At 69.9% G+C, this 16,622-nt stretch carries 16 protein-coding genes, 2 tRNA genes and 1 other RNA gene; 11 read left to right on the top strand and 8 right to left on the bottom strand.

All coding sequences use genetic code 11. The features are described from left to right. Window positions 1–80 precede the first annotated feature (80 nt). On the bottom strand, window positions 81–1,349 hold the full coding sequence (locus ACT3UL_RS04420; RefSeq protein ID WP_444576921.1) for a glycoside hydrolase 5 family protein: 1,269 nt from the start codon (window positions 1,347–1,349) through the stop codon (window positions 81–83). Window positions 1,350–1,525: 176 nt separating this feature from the next. On the opposite strand from ACT3UL_RS04420, the gene ACT3UL_RS04415 reads away from it, so the two are divergent. From ACT3UL_RS04415 to ACT3UL_RS04395, 5 genes are all read left to right on the top strand, one after another. Beyond that, window positions 1,526–2,686: a LacI family DNA-binding transcriptional regulator gene (locus ACT3UL_RS04415; protein ID WP_444576920.1), complete on the top strand. Its 1,161-nt coding sequence runs from the start codon at window positions 1,526–1,528 to the stop codon at window positions 2,684–2,686. Window positions 2,687–2,763: 77 nt separating this feature from the next. Continuing rightward, window positions 2,764–2,839: transfer RNA gene (locus ACT3UL_RS04410), tRNA-Asn, on the top strand. A 76-nt stretch (window positions 2,840–2,915) separates the two neighbouring features. Then, window positions 2,916–3,392, top strand: a complete 477-nt coding sequence (locus ACT3UL_RS04405; protein ID WP_444576919.1) for an OsmC family protein — start codon at window positions 2,916–2,918, stop codon at window positions 3,390–3,392. Continuing rightward, on the top strand, window positions 3,389–3,877 hold the full coding sequence (locus ACT3UL_RS04400; protein ID WP_444576918.1) for a peptide deformylase: 489 nt from the start codon (window positions 3,389–3,391) through the stop codon (window positions 3,875–3,877). The genes ACT3UL_RS04405 and ACT3UL_RS04400 overlap by 4 nt, the downstream gene beginning before the upstream one ends. Before the next feature lie 101 nt (window positions 3,878–3,978). Then, entirely contained in the window at window positions 3,979–4,470 is a 492-nt protein-coding gene (locus tag ACT3UL_RS04395; RefSeq protein ID WP_444576917.1) for a DUF3145 domain-containing protein, read from the top strand. 109 nt (window positions 4,471–4,579) lie between these two features. On the opposite strand, the gene ACT3UL_RS04390 is transcribed toward ACT3UL_RS04395, so the two are convergent. The 5 genes from ACT3UL_RS04390 to aceE form a co-directional block, all read right to left on the bottom strand. Next, a complete protein-coding gene (locus ACT3UL_RS04390) occupies window positions 4,580–5,821 on the bottom strand; it encodes a beta-ketoacyl-[acyl-carrier-protein] synthase family protein (protein WP_443349740.1) in 1,242 nt (413 codons plus the stop codon). Between the two features lie 79 nt (window positions 5,822–5,900). Beyond that, window positions 5,901–6,149 (bottom strand): acyl carrier protein, encoded by a 249-nt coding sequence (locus tag ACT3UL_RS04385; protein WP_193119399.1) that lies wholly within the window; start codon window positions 6,147–6,149, stop codon window positions 5,901–5,903. A 132-nt stretch (window positions 6,150–6,281) separates the two neighbouring features. After that, window positions 6,282–7,283 (bottom strand): beta-ketoacyl-ACP synthase III, encoded by a 1,002-nt coding sequence (locus ACT3UL_RS04380; RefSeq protein WP_444576916.1) that lies wholly within the window; start codon window positions 7,281–7,283, stop codon window positions 6,282–6,284. 1 nt (window position 7,284) lies between these two features. Beyond that, on the bottom strand, window positions 7,285–8,235 hold the full coding sequence (locus tag ACT3UL_RS04375) for an ACP S-malonyltransferase (protein WP_444576915.1): 951 nt from the start codon (window positions 8,233–8,235) through the stop codon (window positions 7,285–7,287). Window positions 8,236–8,380: 145 nt separating this feature from the next. Continuing rightward, complete coding sequence (aceE, locus tag ACT3UL_RS04370) at window positions 8,381–11,125, bottom strand: pyruvate dehydrogenase (acetyl-transferring), homodimeric type (RefSeq protein WP_444576914.1); 2,745 nt, start codon at window positions 11,123–11,125, stop codon at window positions 8,381–8,383. Between the two features lie 385 nt (window positions 11,126–11,510). Between aceE and ACT3UL_RS04365 the strand changes: the two genes are divergently transcribed. Together ACT3UL_RS04365 and ACT3UL_RS04360 are read left to right on the top strand one after the other, a co-directional pair. Beyond that, the gene (locus ACT3UL_RS04365) at window positions 11,511–11,930 is read left to right on the top strand and encodes a DUF3052 domain-containing protein (protein ID WP_444576913.1); all 420 of its coding nucleotides are present in this window, start codon (window positions 11,511–11,513) and stop codon (window positions 11,928–11,930) included. A gap of 78 nt (window positions 11,931–12,008) precedes the next feature. Beyond that, window positions 12,009–12,082: transfer RNA gene (locus tag ACT3UL_RS04360), tRNA-Val, on the top strand. A gap of 134 nt (window positions 12,083–12,216) precedes the next feature. On the opposite strand, the gene ACT3UL_RS04355 is transcribed toward ACT3UL_RS04360, so the two are convergent. Beyond that, entirely contained in the window at window positions 12,217–12,393 is a 177-nt protein-coding gene (locus ACT3UL_RS04355; RefSeq protein WP_444576912.1) for a hypothetical protein, read from the bottom strand. A 262-nt stretch (window positions 12,394–12,655) separates the two neighbouring features. Between ACT3UL_RS04355 and ACT3UL_RS04350 the strand changes: the two genes are divergently transcribed. From ACT3UL_RS04350 to ACT3UL_RS04340, 3 genes are read left to right on the top strand one after another with little or no spacing between them, the layout of a single operon-like run. Continuing rightward, a complete protein-coding gene (locus ACT3UL_RS04350; protein ID WP_444576911.1) occupies window positions 12,656–13,933 on the top strand; it encodes an aminotransferase class V-fold PLP-dependent enzyme in 1,278 nt (425 codons plus the stop codon). Next, on the top strand, window positions 13,930–14,391 hold the full coding sequence (sufU, locus tag ACT3UL_RS04345; protein ID WP_443335246.1) for a Fe-S cluster assembly sulfur transfer protein SufU: 462 nt from the start codon (window positions 13,930–13,932) through the stop codon (window positions 14,389–14,391). The genes ACT3UL_RS04350 and sufU overlap by 4 nt, the downstream gene beginning before the upstream one ends. Next, a complete protein-coding gene (locus tag ACT3UL_RS04340; protein ID WP_444576910.1) occupies window positions 14,391–15,242 on the top strand; it encodes a Nif3-like dinuclear metal center hexameric protein in 852 nt (283 codons plus the stop codon). Before sufU ends, ACT3UL_RS04340 begins: the two co-directional genes overlap by 1 nt. A 21-nt stretch (window positions 15,243–15,263) precedes the next feature. Here the strand turns inward: ACT3UL_RS04340 and ACT3UL_RS04335 are convergent, their stop codons facing one another. Next, window positions 15,264–16,043 (bottom strand): YaaA family protein, encoded by a 780-nt coding sequence (locus ACT3UL_RS04335; protein ID WP_444576909.1) that lies wholly within the window; start codon window positions 16,041–16,043, stop codon window positions 15,264–15,266. 130 nt (window positions 16,044–16,173) lie between these two features. Between ACT3UL_RS04335 and rnpB the strand changes: the two genes are divergently transcribed. Continuing rightward, window positions 16,174–16,538, top strand: an RNA gene (rnpB, locus tag ACT3UL_RS04330) — RNase P RNA component class A. The last annotated feature ends 84 nt before the right edge of the window (window positions 16,539–16,622 follow it).

Here is a 16,622-nt window from a genome sequence, read left to right as displayed (position 1 = left end):
AGATGCGGCGCCTCGCCGCGTTCGGGGTGACGACAGCAGGCGTGCGGCGCGAGTCGCTCCGCACGACGCTCAGCGTCTGCTCAGGCACCCACCCGAGTGGCCGCGGCGCCCCCGGTGCGGGTGTCCCCGGCCGTCACGTCGGCGCGCTCGCGCACGACCTCCACGGTGGGCCGCTCCCCGGCTCGGGAGGCGTCCATCCACTCCTCGAACACCGAGCCGCCAGGCGCGGCGGCGCTGCGGCGGAGCAGCGGATCGGGGCCGACGGGCAGGGCGATCGCCCGGCCGCGCGGCGCCGGGGGAGTGGACTCCCGGGCACCGGCGATCGCATCGCGGAAGGCCTCGCCGGCCCCCTTGATCCGCCCGTGCTCGTCGAAGAGCCCGAGCGTGTGCTCCAGAGGTGGGAAGTCCGCGAGATCGCGGGAGACGTCGTGCGAGCACCACCAGGTGATGCCCCACAGTTCGGGGCAGTCCAGGGAGGTCTCCACGGTGCTGCGCACGAACCAGGGCACGTCCTTCGCCTCGAGGATGCTGCGCGGAGCGCCCACCTCCTGCAGCCACAGCGGACGCTGCGGTGCGGGGGAGAAGGCCCGGGCGAGCTCGAGGTAGTACTCGGCGCGGTGCGCGACCTCGTAGGAGCGGGCGCCGTAGCGCTGACCCGTGCCGTCGAAGATCCAGGAGTGCACCACAGTGGCGTCACCGAGCGCAGCGGACTGGTCCGGGGTGAAGGCGTGGTCGTCCATGAACCAGGCGGCGTCGTAGTTCGCGACCGTGTGCATGCCGCGCGGCGCGCCGTCACGAGCAGCTCCCAGCAGCGTCGAGGTCCATGCGCTCGCCTGCGCGACGTCGATGGCGTCCGGATCGGGGTGGTTCGAGGCGGAGAACTGGTTGACCTCGTTGCCGAGCGTGAGGCCCAGCAGGTTCGGGGCGTCTGCCACACGATCCGCCAGTGCGCGCACCAGCGCGGCGCTGGCGGTCACCACCTCGGGATCCGTGAACATGTTGCGGCGATGCCAGGTGGTCAGCCAGCTGGGGACGAAGTCGAAGCTCGACAGATGGCCCTGCAGTGCGTCGACGACGACATCGAGGCCCACGGCTGCGGCGACGTCGACCACGGCGCGCACGTCGTCCAGGCCCCGGGGCCGGATCAGCGTGCGATTGGGTTGGAGCAGCGGCCATAACGGGAAGATCCGCACGTGGTCCGCGCCGAGCGAGGCGATCGCCGAGAGGTCCTCGCCGACGGCGTCGAGGTCCAGGTCGAGCCAGGAATGGAACCACCCTCGGCGTGGGGTGTAGTTCACGCCGAAGCGCACCGGGCGGGCGCCGGTCGAGTCTGGGGCGGAGGCAGACATCCTCGTCCTTCCGTCGAACAGGTGTGGTGGTCGCCCTGCAGGGGGCAGGATCGCGGGTGGAGCACGATCAACCACCCGCAGGATCAGCGGAGAAAATATCCTCCAACTGTTACTATAGCGCTCAAGTAGAGGCGTTCGGGGCGGTGCGCTGAACTGTCTATTCAGGAGGCCTTGCCATGTCCACCAGCAGCACGTCCGGAGCACGCGGCAGCGGCAGGGGCCAACGGGTCACGATCGCAGACATCGCTCGGCGGGCCGCCGTGACCTCCGCTGCCGTCTCCCTCGCCGTGAACGGCCGCCCGGGCGTCTCCGACGCCACCCGCGAACGCATCATGGACATCGCCCGGGAGCTCGACTGGGAGCCCTCGCCCGCAGCGCGGGCACTTGCCGGAGCACCCGTGCTCACCGTGGGCATGGTCCTCGCACGCCCCGCCGAGGTGCTCGGCAACGAGGCCTTCTTCGGGGCGTTCACCGCCGGGCTGCAGGAGGTGCTCAGCGCCCAGGACTACTCGCTGCAGATGAAGATGGTGCAGTCGCCGGAGGCGGAGATCGAGACCTACCGACGCTGGTTCGCCCAGCGACGCGTCGACGGCGTGGTCATGGTGGACCTGCGGGTCGATGATCCACGGATCTCGGCCCTGGAGAAGATCGGCCAGCCCGCGCTCGTCGTGGGCGGGCCCGGGCATCATGGCTCTCTTCCCTCGGTCTATGTCGACGATGCCCAGGCGACGAACCTGCTCGTGGACCATCTGGCCTCCCGCGGGCACTCTCGGATAGCGCGTGTCGCCGGCACCGCCGAGTTCCTCCACACGGCACAGCGCGATCGGGCGTTCCTCGACCGCTGCGCCGAGCACGGCATCGACGGGACCCTCCAGGACGCCGGATACGGCGCGCAGGATGCGGCGGTCGCCACGGCCGAGCTGCTCACCGCCACGAAGCCTCCGACGGCGATCATCTTCGACAGCGACGAGATGGTCCTGGCCGGCATCCACGTGCTGCTGGAGAGCGGGATCCGGGTGCCCGAGCAGATCGCTGTGGCCAGTTACGAAGATTCCGCGCTGGCACGTATGCACCGCCCGGCCATCACCGCGATCGGCCGCTCGGCCGTCGAGTACGGCCGACTCGCCGCGTCCCGCCTGCTGGAGGTCATCGCGGCGAGCAGGAAGCGCCCCCAGGGGGACGTCCCCTCGACGACCGCTTCCGGTGCCCCCGGAGCGTCCGGAGCACCCGGAGCCGAAGCCGGCGAAGTCAGGGCGATCGAACCCGTGCTCCTCGTGCGCGCGTCAACCGATCCGGAGGCAGAGCCGGTCCTGAGCACCCCTCCCGCCCGGGGTTAGATAGGTCATACTCGCCGGTCGGAGCCGCAATCGGAGGTGCGACCACCGAGGAGTCCTGCTACTGTTGCTCAGGTCGATCCCGCATAGCTCAATCGGCAGAGCATTCGACTGTTAATCGAAGGGTTGTTGGTTCAAGTCCAACTGCGGGAGCCACAGCAGGTACGCAGCCCCGGGGATTTCCCCGGGGCTGCGTTGTTCCCGCCCGATGGTTCTCGCGAAGGAGAGCACGATGCCCGCCGACCCCGATGAGGTCTTCCCGATCCCGGACTCCGCCGGTCCCGACAGCGTCTGGGCGGACCGATCGGGTCCGCGCACCCTGGTGGGTCGCAACCAGCGCGGGGTCGAGATCGCCATCGGCAAGGGCGAGGGCGAGATCAGCCCCGGCGAGCTCCTGAAGCTCGCACTCATCGGCTGCGCCGGGATGACCTCCGACGTCAACCTCGCCCGCCGTCTCGGCGATGACTTCGCGATGCGGCTGTGGGCGCACGGCGACTCCGACGACTCCGAGAACCGTTACGCCCGTATCAACGAAGAGGTCCAGCTGCCCCTGGACGGCCTCACCGAAGCCGAGATCGCGTCGGTCGCGAAGGTCTTCGGACGCGCCGTGGCCGCCGGATGCACCGTCGAACGCACCGTCGTCCCCGGCACCGAGGTCACCCACACGATCCTCGGGGTCGACGACCTGGGCGGGCAGGAGGACGCATGAGCATCCGCCCGATCCGCGTCGTCGGAGACCCGGTGCTGCGCACCACCTGCGATCCGATCCGTACGATCACCGACGGCACCCGCGGCCTCGTGCGCGACCTCATGGACACGGTCGACGACGACGGCCGCGCCGGGGTCGCCGCGAACCAGATCGGCGTGAGCCTGCGAGCGTTCTCCTGGAACCTCGAGGACCACGGGATCGGCTGCATCCTCAACCCGGTCATCGTGGAGCTCTCCGACGAGCTGCAGGACGACGACGAGGGCTGCCTCTCCGTGCCGGGCCTGTTCTTCCCGCGCACCCGCGCCGCTTTCGCGCGCTGCGTGGGCATCGACGTCGAGGGCCAGGAGATCGAGCTGGCCGGCGAGGGCATCACCGCCCGTCTCATCCAGCATGAGGTCGCCCACCTCGACGGCGAGCTCTACATCGACGGGCTCGAGCGCTCGGTCAAGAAGAAGGCATTGCGCCAGATCAGGGAAACCCTCTAAGCTCTGCATCAGCAGTAGAAGCATGAGCAGTCCGGCATCTCACACCACCCGGGCGGTTCCGATTCGTTGGGGAAGACGTATCGGAGACCGGAAGGAACGAGATGACTCAGGGCGTTCTCTATATTCACTCCGCGCCGCGAGCCCTCGCACCACATATCGAGTGGGCCGCCAACGGAGTTCTCGGCACGCCCTCCCGCATTCGCTGGGAGGAGCAGTACGTGGGCCGCGGCCTCGTGCGCGCCGAGCTGACCTGGCGGGGCCGTGACGACACCGGCCCCCGGCTCGTCAGCGCCCTGCGGGGAATGCACGACGTGCGCTTCGAGGTCACCCAGGAGGCGACCGTCTCGAGCGACGGCGCCCGCTGGAGCTGCACCCCGGAGCTGGGCATCTATCACGCGGCCACCGATCGCGCCGGCAACGCCGTCCTCACCGAGGACCATGTGCGAGGGTGCATGGACCGCGCCGGCGAGGATGCCGGGGCCCTGCGCCGGGAGCTGTCGATCGCGCTCGGCGAAGCCTGGGACGAGGAGCTGGAGATCTACCGACACGCCGGCGAGGGCGTCCCGATGCGCTGGCTGCATCGCGTCAGCTGAGCCCTGAGCCCTGAGCCCTGAGCCCTGAGCCCAGAACGCGGCTGCCGGATCATGTCCGGCAGCCGCGTTCTGTGCGTCGTGCCCCGTGCACGGGGTGGAGCGCCGAGGATCAGGCGCTGGTGAAGACCACCGCGATGTCGTGACCGCCGAAGCCGAACGCATTGTTCAGCACGGCGATGTCGCCGCCGGGCAGATCCACCGGGGTGTTCTGCGCGATCCGCATCGGGGTCTCGGGATCGAGGTTCTGGATGTTGATCGTCGGCGGGGCGACGCGGTGGTACGCCGCGAGCGTCGAGAAGATCGACTCGAGCGCGCCGGCGCCACCCATCAGGTGCCCGGTCATCGACTTCGTGGACGTGACCACGATCTGGTCGGTGACACCGTCGAGGGCCGTCGCCACGGCGTTGAGCTCGCCGATGTCTCCGAGCGGGGTGGACGTGCCATGCGCGTTGACGTGCACGATGTCCTTCGCCGAGATCTCCGCATCTCCGATCGCCTCGCGCACCGCGCGGGCCTGGCCCTCTGCCGAGGGGGCGGAGATGTGGTGGGCGTCCGATGCCATGCCGCGACCGGAGGCGTAGGCGTACACGCGCGCTCCGCGTGCGGCGGCGTGCTCCTCGCTCTCGAGGACGAGGATGCCGGCGCCCTCGCCCAGCACGAAGCCGTCACGGTCCACGTCGTAGGGCCGTGAGGCGGTCTGCGGGTCGTCGACGCGGCCCGAGAGAGCACGGATGTTCGCGAAGGCGGCGAGCGTCATCGGGTGGATGCACGCCTCGGTGCCTCCGACGACGACGACGTCGGCCCGGCCGTCGCGGATCATGCTCATGCCCAGGGCGACGGCCTCGGCGCCGGAGGCGCAGGCCGAGACCGGGGTGTGCGCACCGGCACGGGCGCCGAGCTCCATGGAGATCTGGGCGCTCGAGGAGTTCGCCATGAGCATGGGCACGGTGAAGGGATTGACCCGACGGGCGCCGCGCTCACGCACCACATCCCACTGGTCCAGCGTGGTCCAGATGCCTCCGATCCCGGTGCCGACCACGACACCGAGCCGCTCGGGCTCGACCTCGGGGGAGCCGGCATCGGCCCAGGCCTGACGGGCCGCGACCATCGAGTACTGGCCGGAGGGGTCCAGCTTCTTGGATTCGGGCCGCGTGAGGGAGTCGAGGGCACCGGGAACGACCTGGCAGGCGAAGTCCACGGACAGGCCGTAGGTCTCCTTCCAGTCGTTGTCCAGCGTGCGGGCGGTCGACGTCCCGGCCAGGGCCGCCTCCCAGGTGGAAGCGATGTCGCCGCCGAGAGGATTGACGGTGCCGAGACCGGTCACGGCGACGCGAGAGCGGGAAGCGGACATACGGGCGGACCTCCGGGTCGGGGAGCGTGGAGCGAACGGCGACGCCCGGGACAGAAGCGTCCCGGGCGTCAGGAGGGGGTCAGGACTGCGCGCCCTCGATGAACTTGACGGCGTCGCCGACGGTGGCGAGGTTCTTGACCTCTTCGTCGGGGATGCGCACGTCGAACTTCTCCTCGGCGTTGACCACGATGGTCATCATGGAGATGGAGTCGATGTCGAGGTCGTCGGTGAAGGACTTCGCGAGCTGGACGTCCTCGGTCGCGACACCCGTCTCCTCGTTGACGATCTCGGCCAGGCCCGCGAGGATCTCGTTCTCGGTGTGTGCCATGGGGTTCTCCTTAGGTGAATGGATTGTGTGGCGGTGACAGACTACCCGCGCTGCAGCCGGTGTTCCGGCAGCGGCGACGATGTGGCCCGGGTGGCGTGATGCGGGCGACAGCCCGCCCGCACGCCGCGGTGATCAGGGGAGGACCAGCACCTGTCCGGCGTAGGCCAGACCGGCGCCGAACCCGAACTGCACGAGCACGTCACCGCTCTTCGCGGCGCCCTCCTCGAGCAGACGATGGGTGGCCAGCGGGATCGAGGCGGCCGAGGTGTTTCCGGTCTCGGCGATGTCGCGGGCGATGACGACGCTCTCGGGGAGCTTGAGCTGCTTGGCGAGCTCGTCGACGATGCGCATGTTGGCCTGGTGTGGCACGAACACGTCGATGTCCTCGACCGTCAGCCCGGACTGCTCGAGCATCTCGCGGATCTTCTTCGCGGTGTGCCAGACGGCCCAGCGGAAGACGGTGCGGCCGTCCTGCTCGAGAGTGGGCCACGGTCCGTTCCCGTCGCGGAAGTCCACGAGCGAGTTGGTCATCCGGATGGTGTTCCAGTTGTCGCCGTCGCTGCCCCACACGGTGGGGCCGATCTTCGGCTCGTCGCTGGGTCCGACGATCGCGGCGCCCGCGCCGTCACCGAGCAGGAACGAGATCGAGCGGTCCGTGGGGTCGACGAAGTCGGAGAGCTTCTCCGCCCCGATGACCAGCACGTGGCGGGCGGCGCCGGTGCGGACGAGGGCGTCGGCCTGTCCGATCCCGTATGCGAAGCCGGCGCAGGCGGCCGAGATGTCGTAGGCGATCACATCGGGGCGACCCAGCTCGCCGGCCAGCAGGGTGGCGAGCGAGGGGGTCGGGTACGGGAAGCTGATCGTGGAGACGATGATCGCGTCGAGGGTCTCCAGGTCGATGCCGGAACGCTCGATGGCCTCCTTCGCGGCGGTCAGGGAGAGGTCCTTGACGCCGACGTCCTTGCTGGCGCGGTGGCGGGTGATGATGCCGGTGCGCTGCTGGATCCACTCGTCCGAGGAATTGATGGGCTCGATGAGGTCGTCGTTGGGCACGATCACGTCGCCGCGGGCGGCGCCGTAGGCGAGGACCTGCGAACCCGGCACGGTGGGCCGGGGCTTGAGCGAAACGGCCATGTCAGTTCTCCTGGTCCGCGGTGGGGGCGACGCCGGCATGCTCGCGCACGAGCGAACGGGCGGCCTCGAGGTCATCGGGGGTGTTGAGGTTGGCCAGCGCGATGCCCTTGAGCTCCCGCTTGGCCAGCCCGGTCAGGGTACCGGCCGGAGCGACCTCGATCATCGCGGTCACGCCGCGCTCGCGCAGGGCGGCCATGCAGGCCTCCCAGTCGACCGGCGATGCGACCTGCGTGACGATCAGGTCGAGGTAGCGCGAGCCGCTCGTGACGATCTCGCCGCTCGCGTTCGAGACCAGCGGGACGGCCGGATCGGCGGGGGACAGGCTCGGGGCGAACGTGGCCAGCTCCTCGCGGGCACCGGCCATGTAGGGCGTATGGAAGGCTCCGGCGACCTGCAGCGGGATCACGCGGGCCTTGGCCGGTCCGTCCTCGCGGAGCGCCGCGAGGGCCTCGAGGGAGCCGGCGGCCACGACCTGTGCGGCGGAGTTGATGTTCGCCGGGTGCAGGCCATGACGCTCGATGGTGGCCAGGACCTCGTCCCGGGAACCGCCGACGACGGCGGCCATCCCCGTGGGCTCGGCGCCCGCGGCCGTCGCCATCGCCCGGGAGCGCACGGCGACCAGGCGCATCGCGTCCTCGTCGCTCAGGACATCCGCCAGCGCAGCGGCGGTCAGCTCGCCCACGCTGTGCCCGGCGATCAGATCGGCTCCGGGGAGATCCCCGTCGGCGCCCAGCTGGGCGGCGGCGACGATCCCGGCGGCGACCAGCAGCGGCTGGGCCACCGCGGTATCGCGGAGCGTGTCGGCGTCGGACTCGGTGCCGTGGCGCAGAAGATCCACGCCTCCGGCCTCGGAGAGAGAGGCCAGCGTCTGCTCGACGCCCGGCAGCTCACGCCACGGGCTCAGGAATCCGGGCTTCTGCGCCCCTTGGCCGGGGCAGACGATCGCGAGCACGGGAACCTCCAGGAGGGAGAGAAAGAGAAAGAGGACGAAGGAGAGGCAGGGTCGCCGGGTCCCGCGAGGTGAGGGCCCGGGACGGGGCGGGAGAACACAGCCACCGGCTCGCCCCTCCCGGAGGAGGGACGAGCCGGTGGGGGGATCAGGACTCGCCGCCGAACGAGCCGGACTGGCCCGCGTTGACGTTGGTCAGGTCGTACTTGTCGATGGCCTGGCGCACGAGGGACGGATCGACCTTGCCCTCGCGGGCGAGCAGCTGCAGGGCCTTGACGACCATGGAGTGCGCATCGATCTTCAGGTGACGGCGGGCCGCCGGTCGGGTGTCCGAGAAGCCCCAGCCGTCCGCTCCGAGCACGCCGTACTGGCCGGGGATCCACTCGCGGATCAGGTCCGGCACCAGGAAGTCGTAGTCGGAGGTCGCGACGAACGGGCCGTCGATGCCCTCCAGGCGCTGCGAGATCCACGGGGTGCGCGGGTCCTCGGGGTTGAGCAGGTTGTGCTTCTCCGCCTCCTGGGCGTCCTTGCGCATCTCTGCCCATGAGGTCACCGACCAGACCGTGGCGCGCACGCCCCAGTCCTCGAGCAGGAGCTGGCGGGCGTGGCGTGCCCACGGCACGCCGACACCGGAGGCCAGCAGCTGAGCCTCGGGCCCGTCGCCATCGGCGGCCTCCTCGAGCACGTACATGCCCTTGAGGAGTCCTTCGACATCCAGATCCTCGGGCTCGGCCGGCTGCACCATCGGCTCGTTGTACACGGTGATGTAGTAGAAGACCTCCTGGAGGCGGTCGTCCTCGCCGTACATCCGCTGGAGGCCATCACGGATGATGTGGCCGAGCTCGTAGCCGTAGGCGGGGTCGTAGATGACCGTGCCGGGGTTCGTGTAGGCCAGGATCGGCGAGTGGCCGTCCATGTGCTGGAGGCCCTCGCCCGCCAGCGTGGTCTTGCCGGCCGTCGCGCCGATCACGAAGCCCTTGGCCATCTGGTCGCCGGCGGCCCAGAAGAAGTCGCCGGTGCGCTGGAACCCGAACATCGAGTAGAAGATGTAGAACGGGATCATCGGGAAGTCATGCGTGGCGTACGAGGTGCCCGCCGCGGTGAAAGCCGCGGTGGAGCTGATCTCGTTGATGCCCATGTGCTTGATCTGGCCGGAGGTGGACTCCTTGTAGGCCAGGAGCAGGTCGCGATCCACCGACAGGTAGTTCTGACCATCGGGGTTGTAGATCTTCGCCGTCGGGAACAGCGAGTCCATGCCGAAGGTACGGGCCTCGTCCGGGACGATCGGGACCCAGCGCTTGCCGGTCTCCTTGTCGCGCATGAGGTCCTTGAGCAGGCGCACGAGAGCCATCGTGGTCGCGATCTCCTGCTTGCCGGAGCCCCGACGCATCACCTCGTAGGCCTTGTCCCCGGGCAGGTCCAGCGCCTTGTGCTCGGTGCTGCGCGAGGGGACGGGGCCGCCGAGCTCCCCGCGGCGCTCCTTCAGGTACTGCATGACCGGGGTGTCGTCGGACGGCATGTACAGGGGCGCGTCGTAGACGCTGCCGCTCTCGAGCTGCTCGTCGCTGAACGGGATGCGCAGGGTGTCGCGCAGTGCCTTGAGGTCCTCGAGGGTGAACTTCTTCATCTGGTGGGTCGCGTTGCGGCCGGCGAAGTTCTTGCCCAGGCGGTAGCCCTTGATGGTGTGGGCGAGGATCACGGTGGGCTGGCCCTTGTGGTCCATCGCGGCCCGGAAGGCGGCGTGGATCTTCTTGGCGTCGTGGCCACCACGGTTGAGCTTCCACCAGATGTCGTCATCCGAGAGGTCCTCGACGAGGGCCTTCGTGCGGGGGTCCCGACCGAAGAAGTTGTCGCGGATGAAGGCGCCGTTCTCGGCGCGGTACGTCTGGTAGTCACCGTCGGGCGTGACGTTCATCAGGTCGATGAGCGCACCGTCGGTCGAGGACTCCAGCAGCGGATCCCAGCCCGAGCCCCAGATGACCTTGATGACGTTCCAGCCGGCGCCGCGGAACTGGCTCTCCAGCTCCTGGATGATCTTGCCGTTGCCGCGCACCGGGCCGTCGAGGCGCTGCAGGTTGCAGTTCACGACGAAGGTCAGGTTGTCCAGGTGCTCCTTGGCGGCGATGTGCAGCGCGCCACGGGACTCGACCTCGTCCATCTCGCCGTCGCCGAGGAATGCCCAGGTGTGCTGCTCGCTGGTGTCCTTGAGGCCACGGTTGGTGAGGTACTTGTCGAAGGAGGCCTGCTCGATCGCGGCGACCGGACCGATGCCCATGGACACCGTCGGGAACTCCCAGAAGTCCTGCATGGCGCGAGGGTGCGGGTACGACGGCATGCCGTGCTCGCTGGAGAACTCCTGACGGAAGCCGTCGAGGTCCTCCTGGCCCAGCCGGCCCATGAGGTAGGCGCGGGCGTAGATGCCGGGGGAGGCGTGACCCTGGAAGAAGATGTGATCGCCGCCGCCGGGGTGGTTGCGGCCCCGGAAGAAGTGGTTGAAGCCGACCTCGTACATCGTGGCGATCGAGGCGTAGCTGGAGAGGTGGCCGCCCACTCCGATGCCGGGAGCCTGCGCGCGGTGCACCAGCATCGCGGCGTTCCAGCGGTTGATGTTGCGCAGCTCCTTCTCGAGCTCCACATCACCCGGGTACTCGGGCTGGTCATCGACCGCGATGGTGTTGATGTAATCGGTCGCGAGGGAATCGGGAAGATGCAGATCCTGGTCACGAGCGTGCTGGATCAGGCTCTGGACGACCTCGGAGGCGCGGTCGGAACCGCGATGCTCGACGAGGCCGTCGAACGAGTCGATCCATTCCTGCGTCTCCTCAGGATCCGGATCCTGCGCATGACTGGGCAGATTGATGCCGATGGGGCGAGGGGTCTCGTGCGAAGTCACGATGTCCTTCTCTCTACGGGAGGCGATGGACCGGCCGTGGGGAGCTGTGGAGCGCCGGTGGGCACGGCTCCTCGGCCTCGGTTCCGGCAAGCCTACCGTTGCGAAAGGCGCTGGGAGCCTTCACAAGACCTCCCCACATGTGAGACGCCGAACACCCTCCATGGTGCGCAGGGCCCCACGATCGTCGGTGTCACGAGCCTGTCATGTCCGGGTCGGGACGTCGGCATCCGGGTATGCGCTCCTGGTGAATCTCACGCGTGTGCGTGCTCGAAGTGCGATGGGTTCACTCGTGACATAGCATGAGGGCCGCACAGCGCGTTCCGGGCACCTCAGGTGCTTCGGAAACTGCTGCGAATTCTTATCCCTACCTGTGAGGAGCTCTTTCTTGTCAACGTCGGCCGACGCCCCTTCGTCCAGCTCTCCTGCCGAGGCGCTGGCCTTCAGCTCGGGTCAGATCGTGCAGGAGTTCGGCTATGACGACGATGTCGATCTCGACCTGCGCGATGCGATCGAGGACGTCCTCGGCGACGAGCTCGAGGACGAGGACTGCCAGGAGATCGTCGACGGCGTCATCATGTGGTGGCGCGAGGGCGAAGGCGATCTGACCGACGCCATGGTCGACACCCTCACGACCCTCGCGGCCGGAGCCCCCGTGTGGGTGCTCACGCCGAAGGCCGGTCGCGACGGGCACGTCGCCCCGGCGGACATCCAGGAGAGCGCCGGCACCGCCGGTCTCCGCGTGATGAGCACGGTGAGCCTGGCCCAGGACTGGACCGGCACGCGCCTCGCGAGCCGCACCAACTGATCTCACGCACGATCGGCACCTCGTGTGCGAGGTGCCGGCCCTCCGCCTGCGGAGGATGAGGGGCGTCCAGCCCCGCTCGGGTCGTTAGCTCAGTTGGTCAGAGCGCCTGGTTTACACCCAGGAGGTCGGGGGTTCGAGCCCCTCACGACCCACCCTCGAGAAGGCCCCTGATCCGCACCGGGAGTGCTGGAGCAGGGGTCTTCTCGCATCGTGGAGCCGAGGGCGGGACAGAAGGCAGGCGCTGCTGCCCGGTGCTGCGCGCGTCGTCGGGAAGTGCCCGCCTCGCTCAGCGGGAGACGACGTACAGCAGTACCAATGCACACGGCACCAGGAGCACGAGGCAGCCCCAGATCTTCGCCGTCTGCCCGTCCCGGGCCTTCTGCTCGTCGGTGCGGGGCATCTCGCCGGACGGGAACCCGGCCGCGCGGGCTTCGTCGCGGGTGCGTCGGCGCAGCGCGATCATCCGGTAGATCGCGACCGCGAGGAGACCGACGGTGGCGACGCCGAAGGCGAGCAGGATCAGGGTGTCGATGGCGCAACCTCCGAGAATGAGCGGGACCGGTGCGGACAGGTGCCAGGGGCGGGTGTGGACAGCGTCTCACGGCCGCCCGGCGCAGCCTGGACGGTTCCTATACTGGCACCAGCGTCGCGCGCGGGCCGAGCAGTTCCTTCCGGACCTGGTCAGAGTCCCGCGAGCGGCATCGCATGGAGGAGGAACCGCGCAGGTGAGTGCACCGAGCAGACCGTTCGACAGCGAGGCGATCCGGGCTGACTTCCCGATCCTGGGCCGCATGCTGGATCCGGAGACCCCGATGATCTACCTCGACGGCGGCGCCACCTCGCAGCGCCCCCGTCAGGTCATCGACGCCGAGGTCGCCTATCTGACCCACGACAACGCCGCCGTCAAACGCGGTGCGCACCGGATGGCGTCGGCGGCGACAGATGCCTACGAGGACTCGCGGGAGACCGTCGCGCGCTTCCTCGGCGCCCCCTCGCCCGATGAGGTCGTCTTCACGAAGAACGCCACGGAGGCGCTGAACCTCGTCGCGTACTCCCTGGGCAACGGTGACGCCTCGACCCCGGCGCATCTGCGGGTGCGCGAGGGCGATGAGATCCTGGTGACCGAGATGGAGCACCACGCCAACCTCGTGCCCTGGCAGGAGCTCGCCCGGCGCACCGGGGCGACGCTGCGCTGGATCCCGATGGCCGATGACTTCACCTTGGATCTGACGGACCTGGAGTCGCTGCTCACCGAACGGACCCGGGTGGTGGCCTTCGCCCACCAGTCCAACGTGCTCGGCACCGTCAACCCGGTCGCGCGGCTGGTCGAGGCCGCTCGGGCCGTCGGCGCGCTCACCGTGCTGGATGCCGCGCAGTCGGCGCCGCACATGCCGTTCGACGTCGCCGAGCTCGGCGTCGACTTCGTGGCGCTGTCCGGGCACAAGATGCTCGGACCCACCGGCATCGGCGTGCTGTGGGGCCGCTATGAGCACCTCGCGGCGATGCCCCCCTTCCTCACCGGCGGCTCGATGATCGAGATCGTCCATCTCGACCACTCGACGTACGCCGAGCCGCCCGCCCGCTTCGAGGCCGGCACCCCGCCGATCAGCCAGGCCGTCGGTCTGGCGGCGGCGTGCGACTATCTCTCCGCGCTCGGCATGGGGGCCATCGCCGAGCACGAGCGGGCGCTGACCGACCGTGCGCTGCGCGGCCTGTCGGGCATCGACGGCGTGCACATCATCGGCCCGGCGGCCGGTCCGGAGCGCACCGGCGCGGTGTCCTTCGACCTCGCCGGTCGACACCCCCACGACGTCGGCCAGGTGCTCGACTCGCTCGGCCTCGAGGTGCGGGTGGGTCACCACTGCGCGTGGCCGCTGCACCGCCGCTTCGGCCTGCACGGCACCACACGGGCCAGCTTCTCCGTCCACACGACCGCTGCGGAGGTCGACGCCCTCATCGCGGGCGTCGCGCACACCGCCGACTTCTTCGGAGCGTTCGCATGAGCTCTGCCTTGAACTCCCTGTACACCGAGCTGGTCATCGAGCACGACCGACGACCCCTGCACGCGGGGCTGCGTGAGCCGTTCCAGGCGGAGGTCCATCACGTGAACCCCACCTGCGGTGACGAGATCACGCTGCGCCTGCAGCTCTCCGGACGCGGCGAGGAGCAGCGCATCGAGGACCTCTCCTACGACGCGATCGGCTGCGCGATGAGCCGCGCCGCGGCGTCGATCATGGCGGACCTCCTCATCGGACGGACCGTCGCCGAGGTGGAGCCCGTGCGCGAGCACTTCGAGGCCGCCATGGGCTCACGCGGTCGGATCGAGGGTGACGAGGACCTGATCGGCGACGGTGTTGCCCTGCTGGGCGCCGCGAAGTTCCCGGCCCGGGTCAAATGCGTCCTCATGCCCTGGAAGGCGTACCAGGCGGCCCTCGTCGAGCTCCGGACGTTGGAGGCGTGATGCCCGATCACACAGCGAGCGTCGGCTCCGTCACCGGGATCCTCGAGGAGGCCTTCCCCCTCGCCTGGGCGGAGGACTGGGACCGCGTGGGCCTGGTGCTCGGGGAGCGCACCGCCGACGTCAGCCGGGTGCTGCTGGCCGTGGACCCCACCGTCTCCGTCGCCCGGGAGGCCATCGACCGCGGCGCGCAGCTGCTGATCACCCATCACCCGCTGCTGCTGCGGGGCGCGAGCTTCCTGCCGGCCGATCAGGGCAAGGGTGCGGTGGTGACCGACCTGCTGCGGGCCGGCACCGCCCTGTGGTGCGGGCACACCAATGTGGACCGGTCCACCCGTGGCACCGTCGGTGCCTGGATCCGGGCGCTCGACCTGCGCGATGCCCGCCCGCTGGTCCCGGGCCGCGCGGCCGACGACGGCGCTCATGGATCGGCGCTGTTCGGACTCGGCGCGGTCGGTGCCCTTCCGGCCCCGACCACCGTCGCAGCCCTGACCTCCGCGGTCGCCGGCCTCGTCCCGGCCACAGCGCGCGGCATCCTGCACACGGGGGATCCCGGACGAGAGGTCCGCACGGTGGCCGTGTGCCCCGGCGCCGGGGACTCCTTCCTCGAGGCCGCCGTCGCCGCCGGAGTCGATGCAAACATCACCTCGGACCTGCGGCACCATCCCGCCCTCGAGCATCTCGAAGCCGCTGCGGATCACCGCGCCGTGCCCGCGCTCGTGGACGTCCCGCATGCGGCGAGCGAGGCGCTCTGGCTGCCGCTCGCACAGGAGCTGCTCGCGGAGACCGTCCCGGACCTCGAGGTGCTGATCAGCGAGCAGATGACCGACCCGTGGAGCGGACGCGCCGGCTGAGCCGGCCCCGCCCGACCGTTCTCAGCTCACCCGGTCCACGACGACCAGCCGATCCCCGTCGAGCTCGACCTGGAGCCCGGTGCCGAATGCGGCACGGACCACGTCGACGACCTCGTCGGCGGTCGTCGGGGTGCCTTCGACATCCACCAGGGCGCGCGTGACCAGTCCGCGGTACCGCTTCGCGTCATGCGAGATCACCTTCCGCACCCCGCCGCGCTCCTGCACCGGGGACACCTCGAGCACCCGCACGCCGGCCCCGCTGCGCATCGACATCATCGAGCGGTAGGAACCGGACCGGCTGTCGACGACCAGCGGGGAGCCGCTCTGTGCGAGCTCGGTGCGCAGCCGTGCGGCCACCGGCTTCAGGCGGGGTGCCCACCAGGATCCTGCCTTGCCCAGGCGCGACACCGTCGACGCGGCCGAGAGCCGGTAGGCCGGGATCCGATCGGTCGCCGCGTCCACGAGCCCGAACAGCGCGCTCTGCACGAGGACCCGTCGGTCGTCGGGGAGAGCGCGAGAGGGGTCCAGCTGGTCGTAGAGGACCCCGGAGTACACGCTCAGCGGCGCGGCTGCCGGCTCCTGCTCGACCTGCGCCATGCGCGCCACGAGCTCGGGGGAGGAGGCCGGGACGCCCAGCTTGTCCGCACCGCCACGGGCCTCGGCGGTGCGCACAGCGGCGCGCAGCATCATGCGGCGGGAGTCAGCGAGGTCCGGCAGGCCGAACGCGTCGAGATCGAGCGGTGCGGCCTCCGCGGGCGCTGGGCGGGTCTTGGTCTCCGAGGGGGGAAGCAGGATCAGCACCCCACCATTCTCGGCCGCGCCCAGGTGCTCCGCGATCCCTGACCCGCGAGACGTTCGGCACGTCAGAGCGGTGACGGCGTCGGTCGTGATGACGGCCGACGGTGCCGATCGGCGTAGACTCCGGGGCGGACCAGTCGGCCGGGCAGTCGCGTCCTCGGGGCTCACTCCCCGGGGCCGAGGAAAGTCCGGGCTCCATCCGGCACGGTGGTGGGTAACGCCCACCCGGAGTGATCCGCGGGACAGTGCCACAGAGAGCAGACCGCCGCCTGCGCCCCTCGGGGCACAGGCGGTAAGGGTGAAAGGGTGGTGTAAGAGACCACCGCGGCCTCGGTGACGAGGTCGGCACGGTAAACCCCACCGGGAGCAAGGTCAGACAGGGAATGTTCGAGGGCGCCGGCCCGAGTTCCCGGGTAGACCGCTGGAGGTCGTCGGCAACGGCGATGCGAGATGGATGGCTGCCGATAACAGAACCCGGCTTACAGGCCGACTGGTCCGCCCCACGTCCTGACCCGGGCCGCGCATCCGTGCGCGACCCGGGTCAGCGGGGACTCCTCGCGGCGAGGACCTCCCTCGAGGACC

Origin of the sequence: Brachybacterium sp. 107 (genome assembly GCF_052379725.1) — a bacterium.
Taxonomy (GTDB): domain Bacteria; phylum Actinomycetota; class Actinomycetes; order Actinomycetales; family Dermabacteraceae; genus Brachybacterium.
The sequence above is the reverse complement of the archived record's forward strand: the minus strand, read 5'-3'. Positions and strand labels throughout refer to the sequence as shown.

What these genes read in the sequence shown, in the direction of transcription:
- ACT3UL_RS04420 (WP_444576921.1), bottom strand. Translation starts at nt 1,349, where the DNA reads ATGTCTGCCTCCGCCCCAGACTCGACCGGCGCCCGCCCGGTGCGCTTC.
- ACT3UL_RS04415 (WP_444576920.1), top strand. Translation starts at nt 1,526, where the DNA reads ATGTCCACCAGCAGCACGTCCGGAGCACGCGGCAGCGGCAGGGGCCAA.
- ACT3UL_RS04405 (WP_444576919.1), top strand. Translation starts at nt 2,916, where the DNA reads ATGCCCGCCGACCCCGATGAGGTCTTCCCGATCCCGGACTCCGCCGGT.
- ACT3UL_RS04400 (WP_444576918.1), top strand. Translation starts at nt 3,389, where the DNA reads ATGAGCATCCGCCCGATCCGCGTCGTCGGAGACCCGGTGCTGCGCACC.
- ACT3UL_RS04395 (WP_444576917.1), top strand. Translation starts at nt 3,979, where the DNA reads ATGACTCAGGGCGTTCTCTATATTCACTCCGCGCCGCGAGCCCTCGCA.
- ACT3UL_RS04390 (WP_443349740.1), bottom strand. Translation starts at nt 5,821, where the DNA reads ATGTCCGCTTCCCGCTCTCGCGTCGCCGTGACCGGTCTCGGCACCGTC.
- ACT3UL_RS04385 (WP_193119399.1), bottom strand. Translation starts at nt 6,149, where the DNA reads ATGGCACACACCGAGAACGAGATCCTCGCGGGCCTGGCCGAGATCGTC.
- ACT3UL_RS04380 (WP_444576916.1), bottom strand. Translation starts at nt 7,283, where the DNA reads ATGGCCGTTTCGCTCAAGCCCCGGCCCACCGTGCCGGGTTCGCAGGTC.
- ACT3UL_RS04355 (WP_444576912.1), bottom strand. Translation starts at nt 12,393, where the DNA reads ATGATCGCGCTGCGCCGACGCACCCGCGACGAAGCCCGCGCGGCCGGG.
- sufU (WP_443335246.1), top strand. Translation starts at nt 13,930, where the DNA reads ATGAGCTCTGCCTTGAACTCCCTGTACACCGAGCTGGTCATCGAGCAC.
- ACT3UL_RS04340 (WP_444576910.1), top strand. Translation starts at nt 14,391, where the DNA reads ATGCCCGATCACACAGCGAGCGTCGGCTCCGTCACCGGGATCCTCGAG.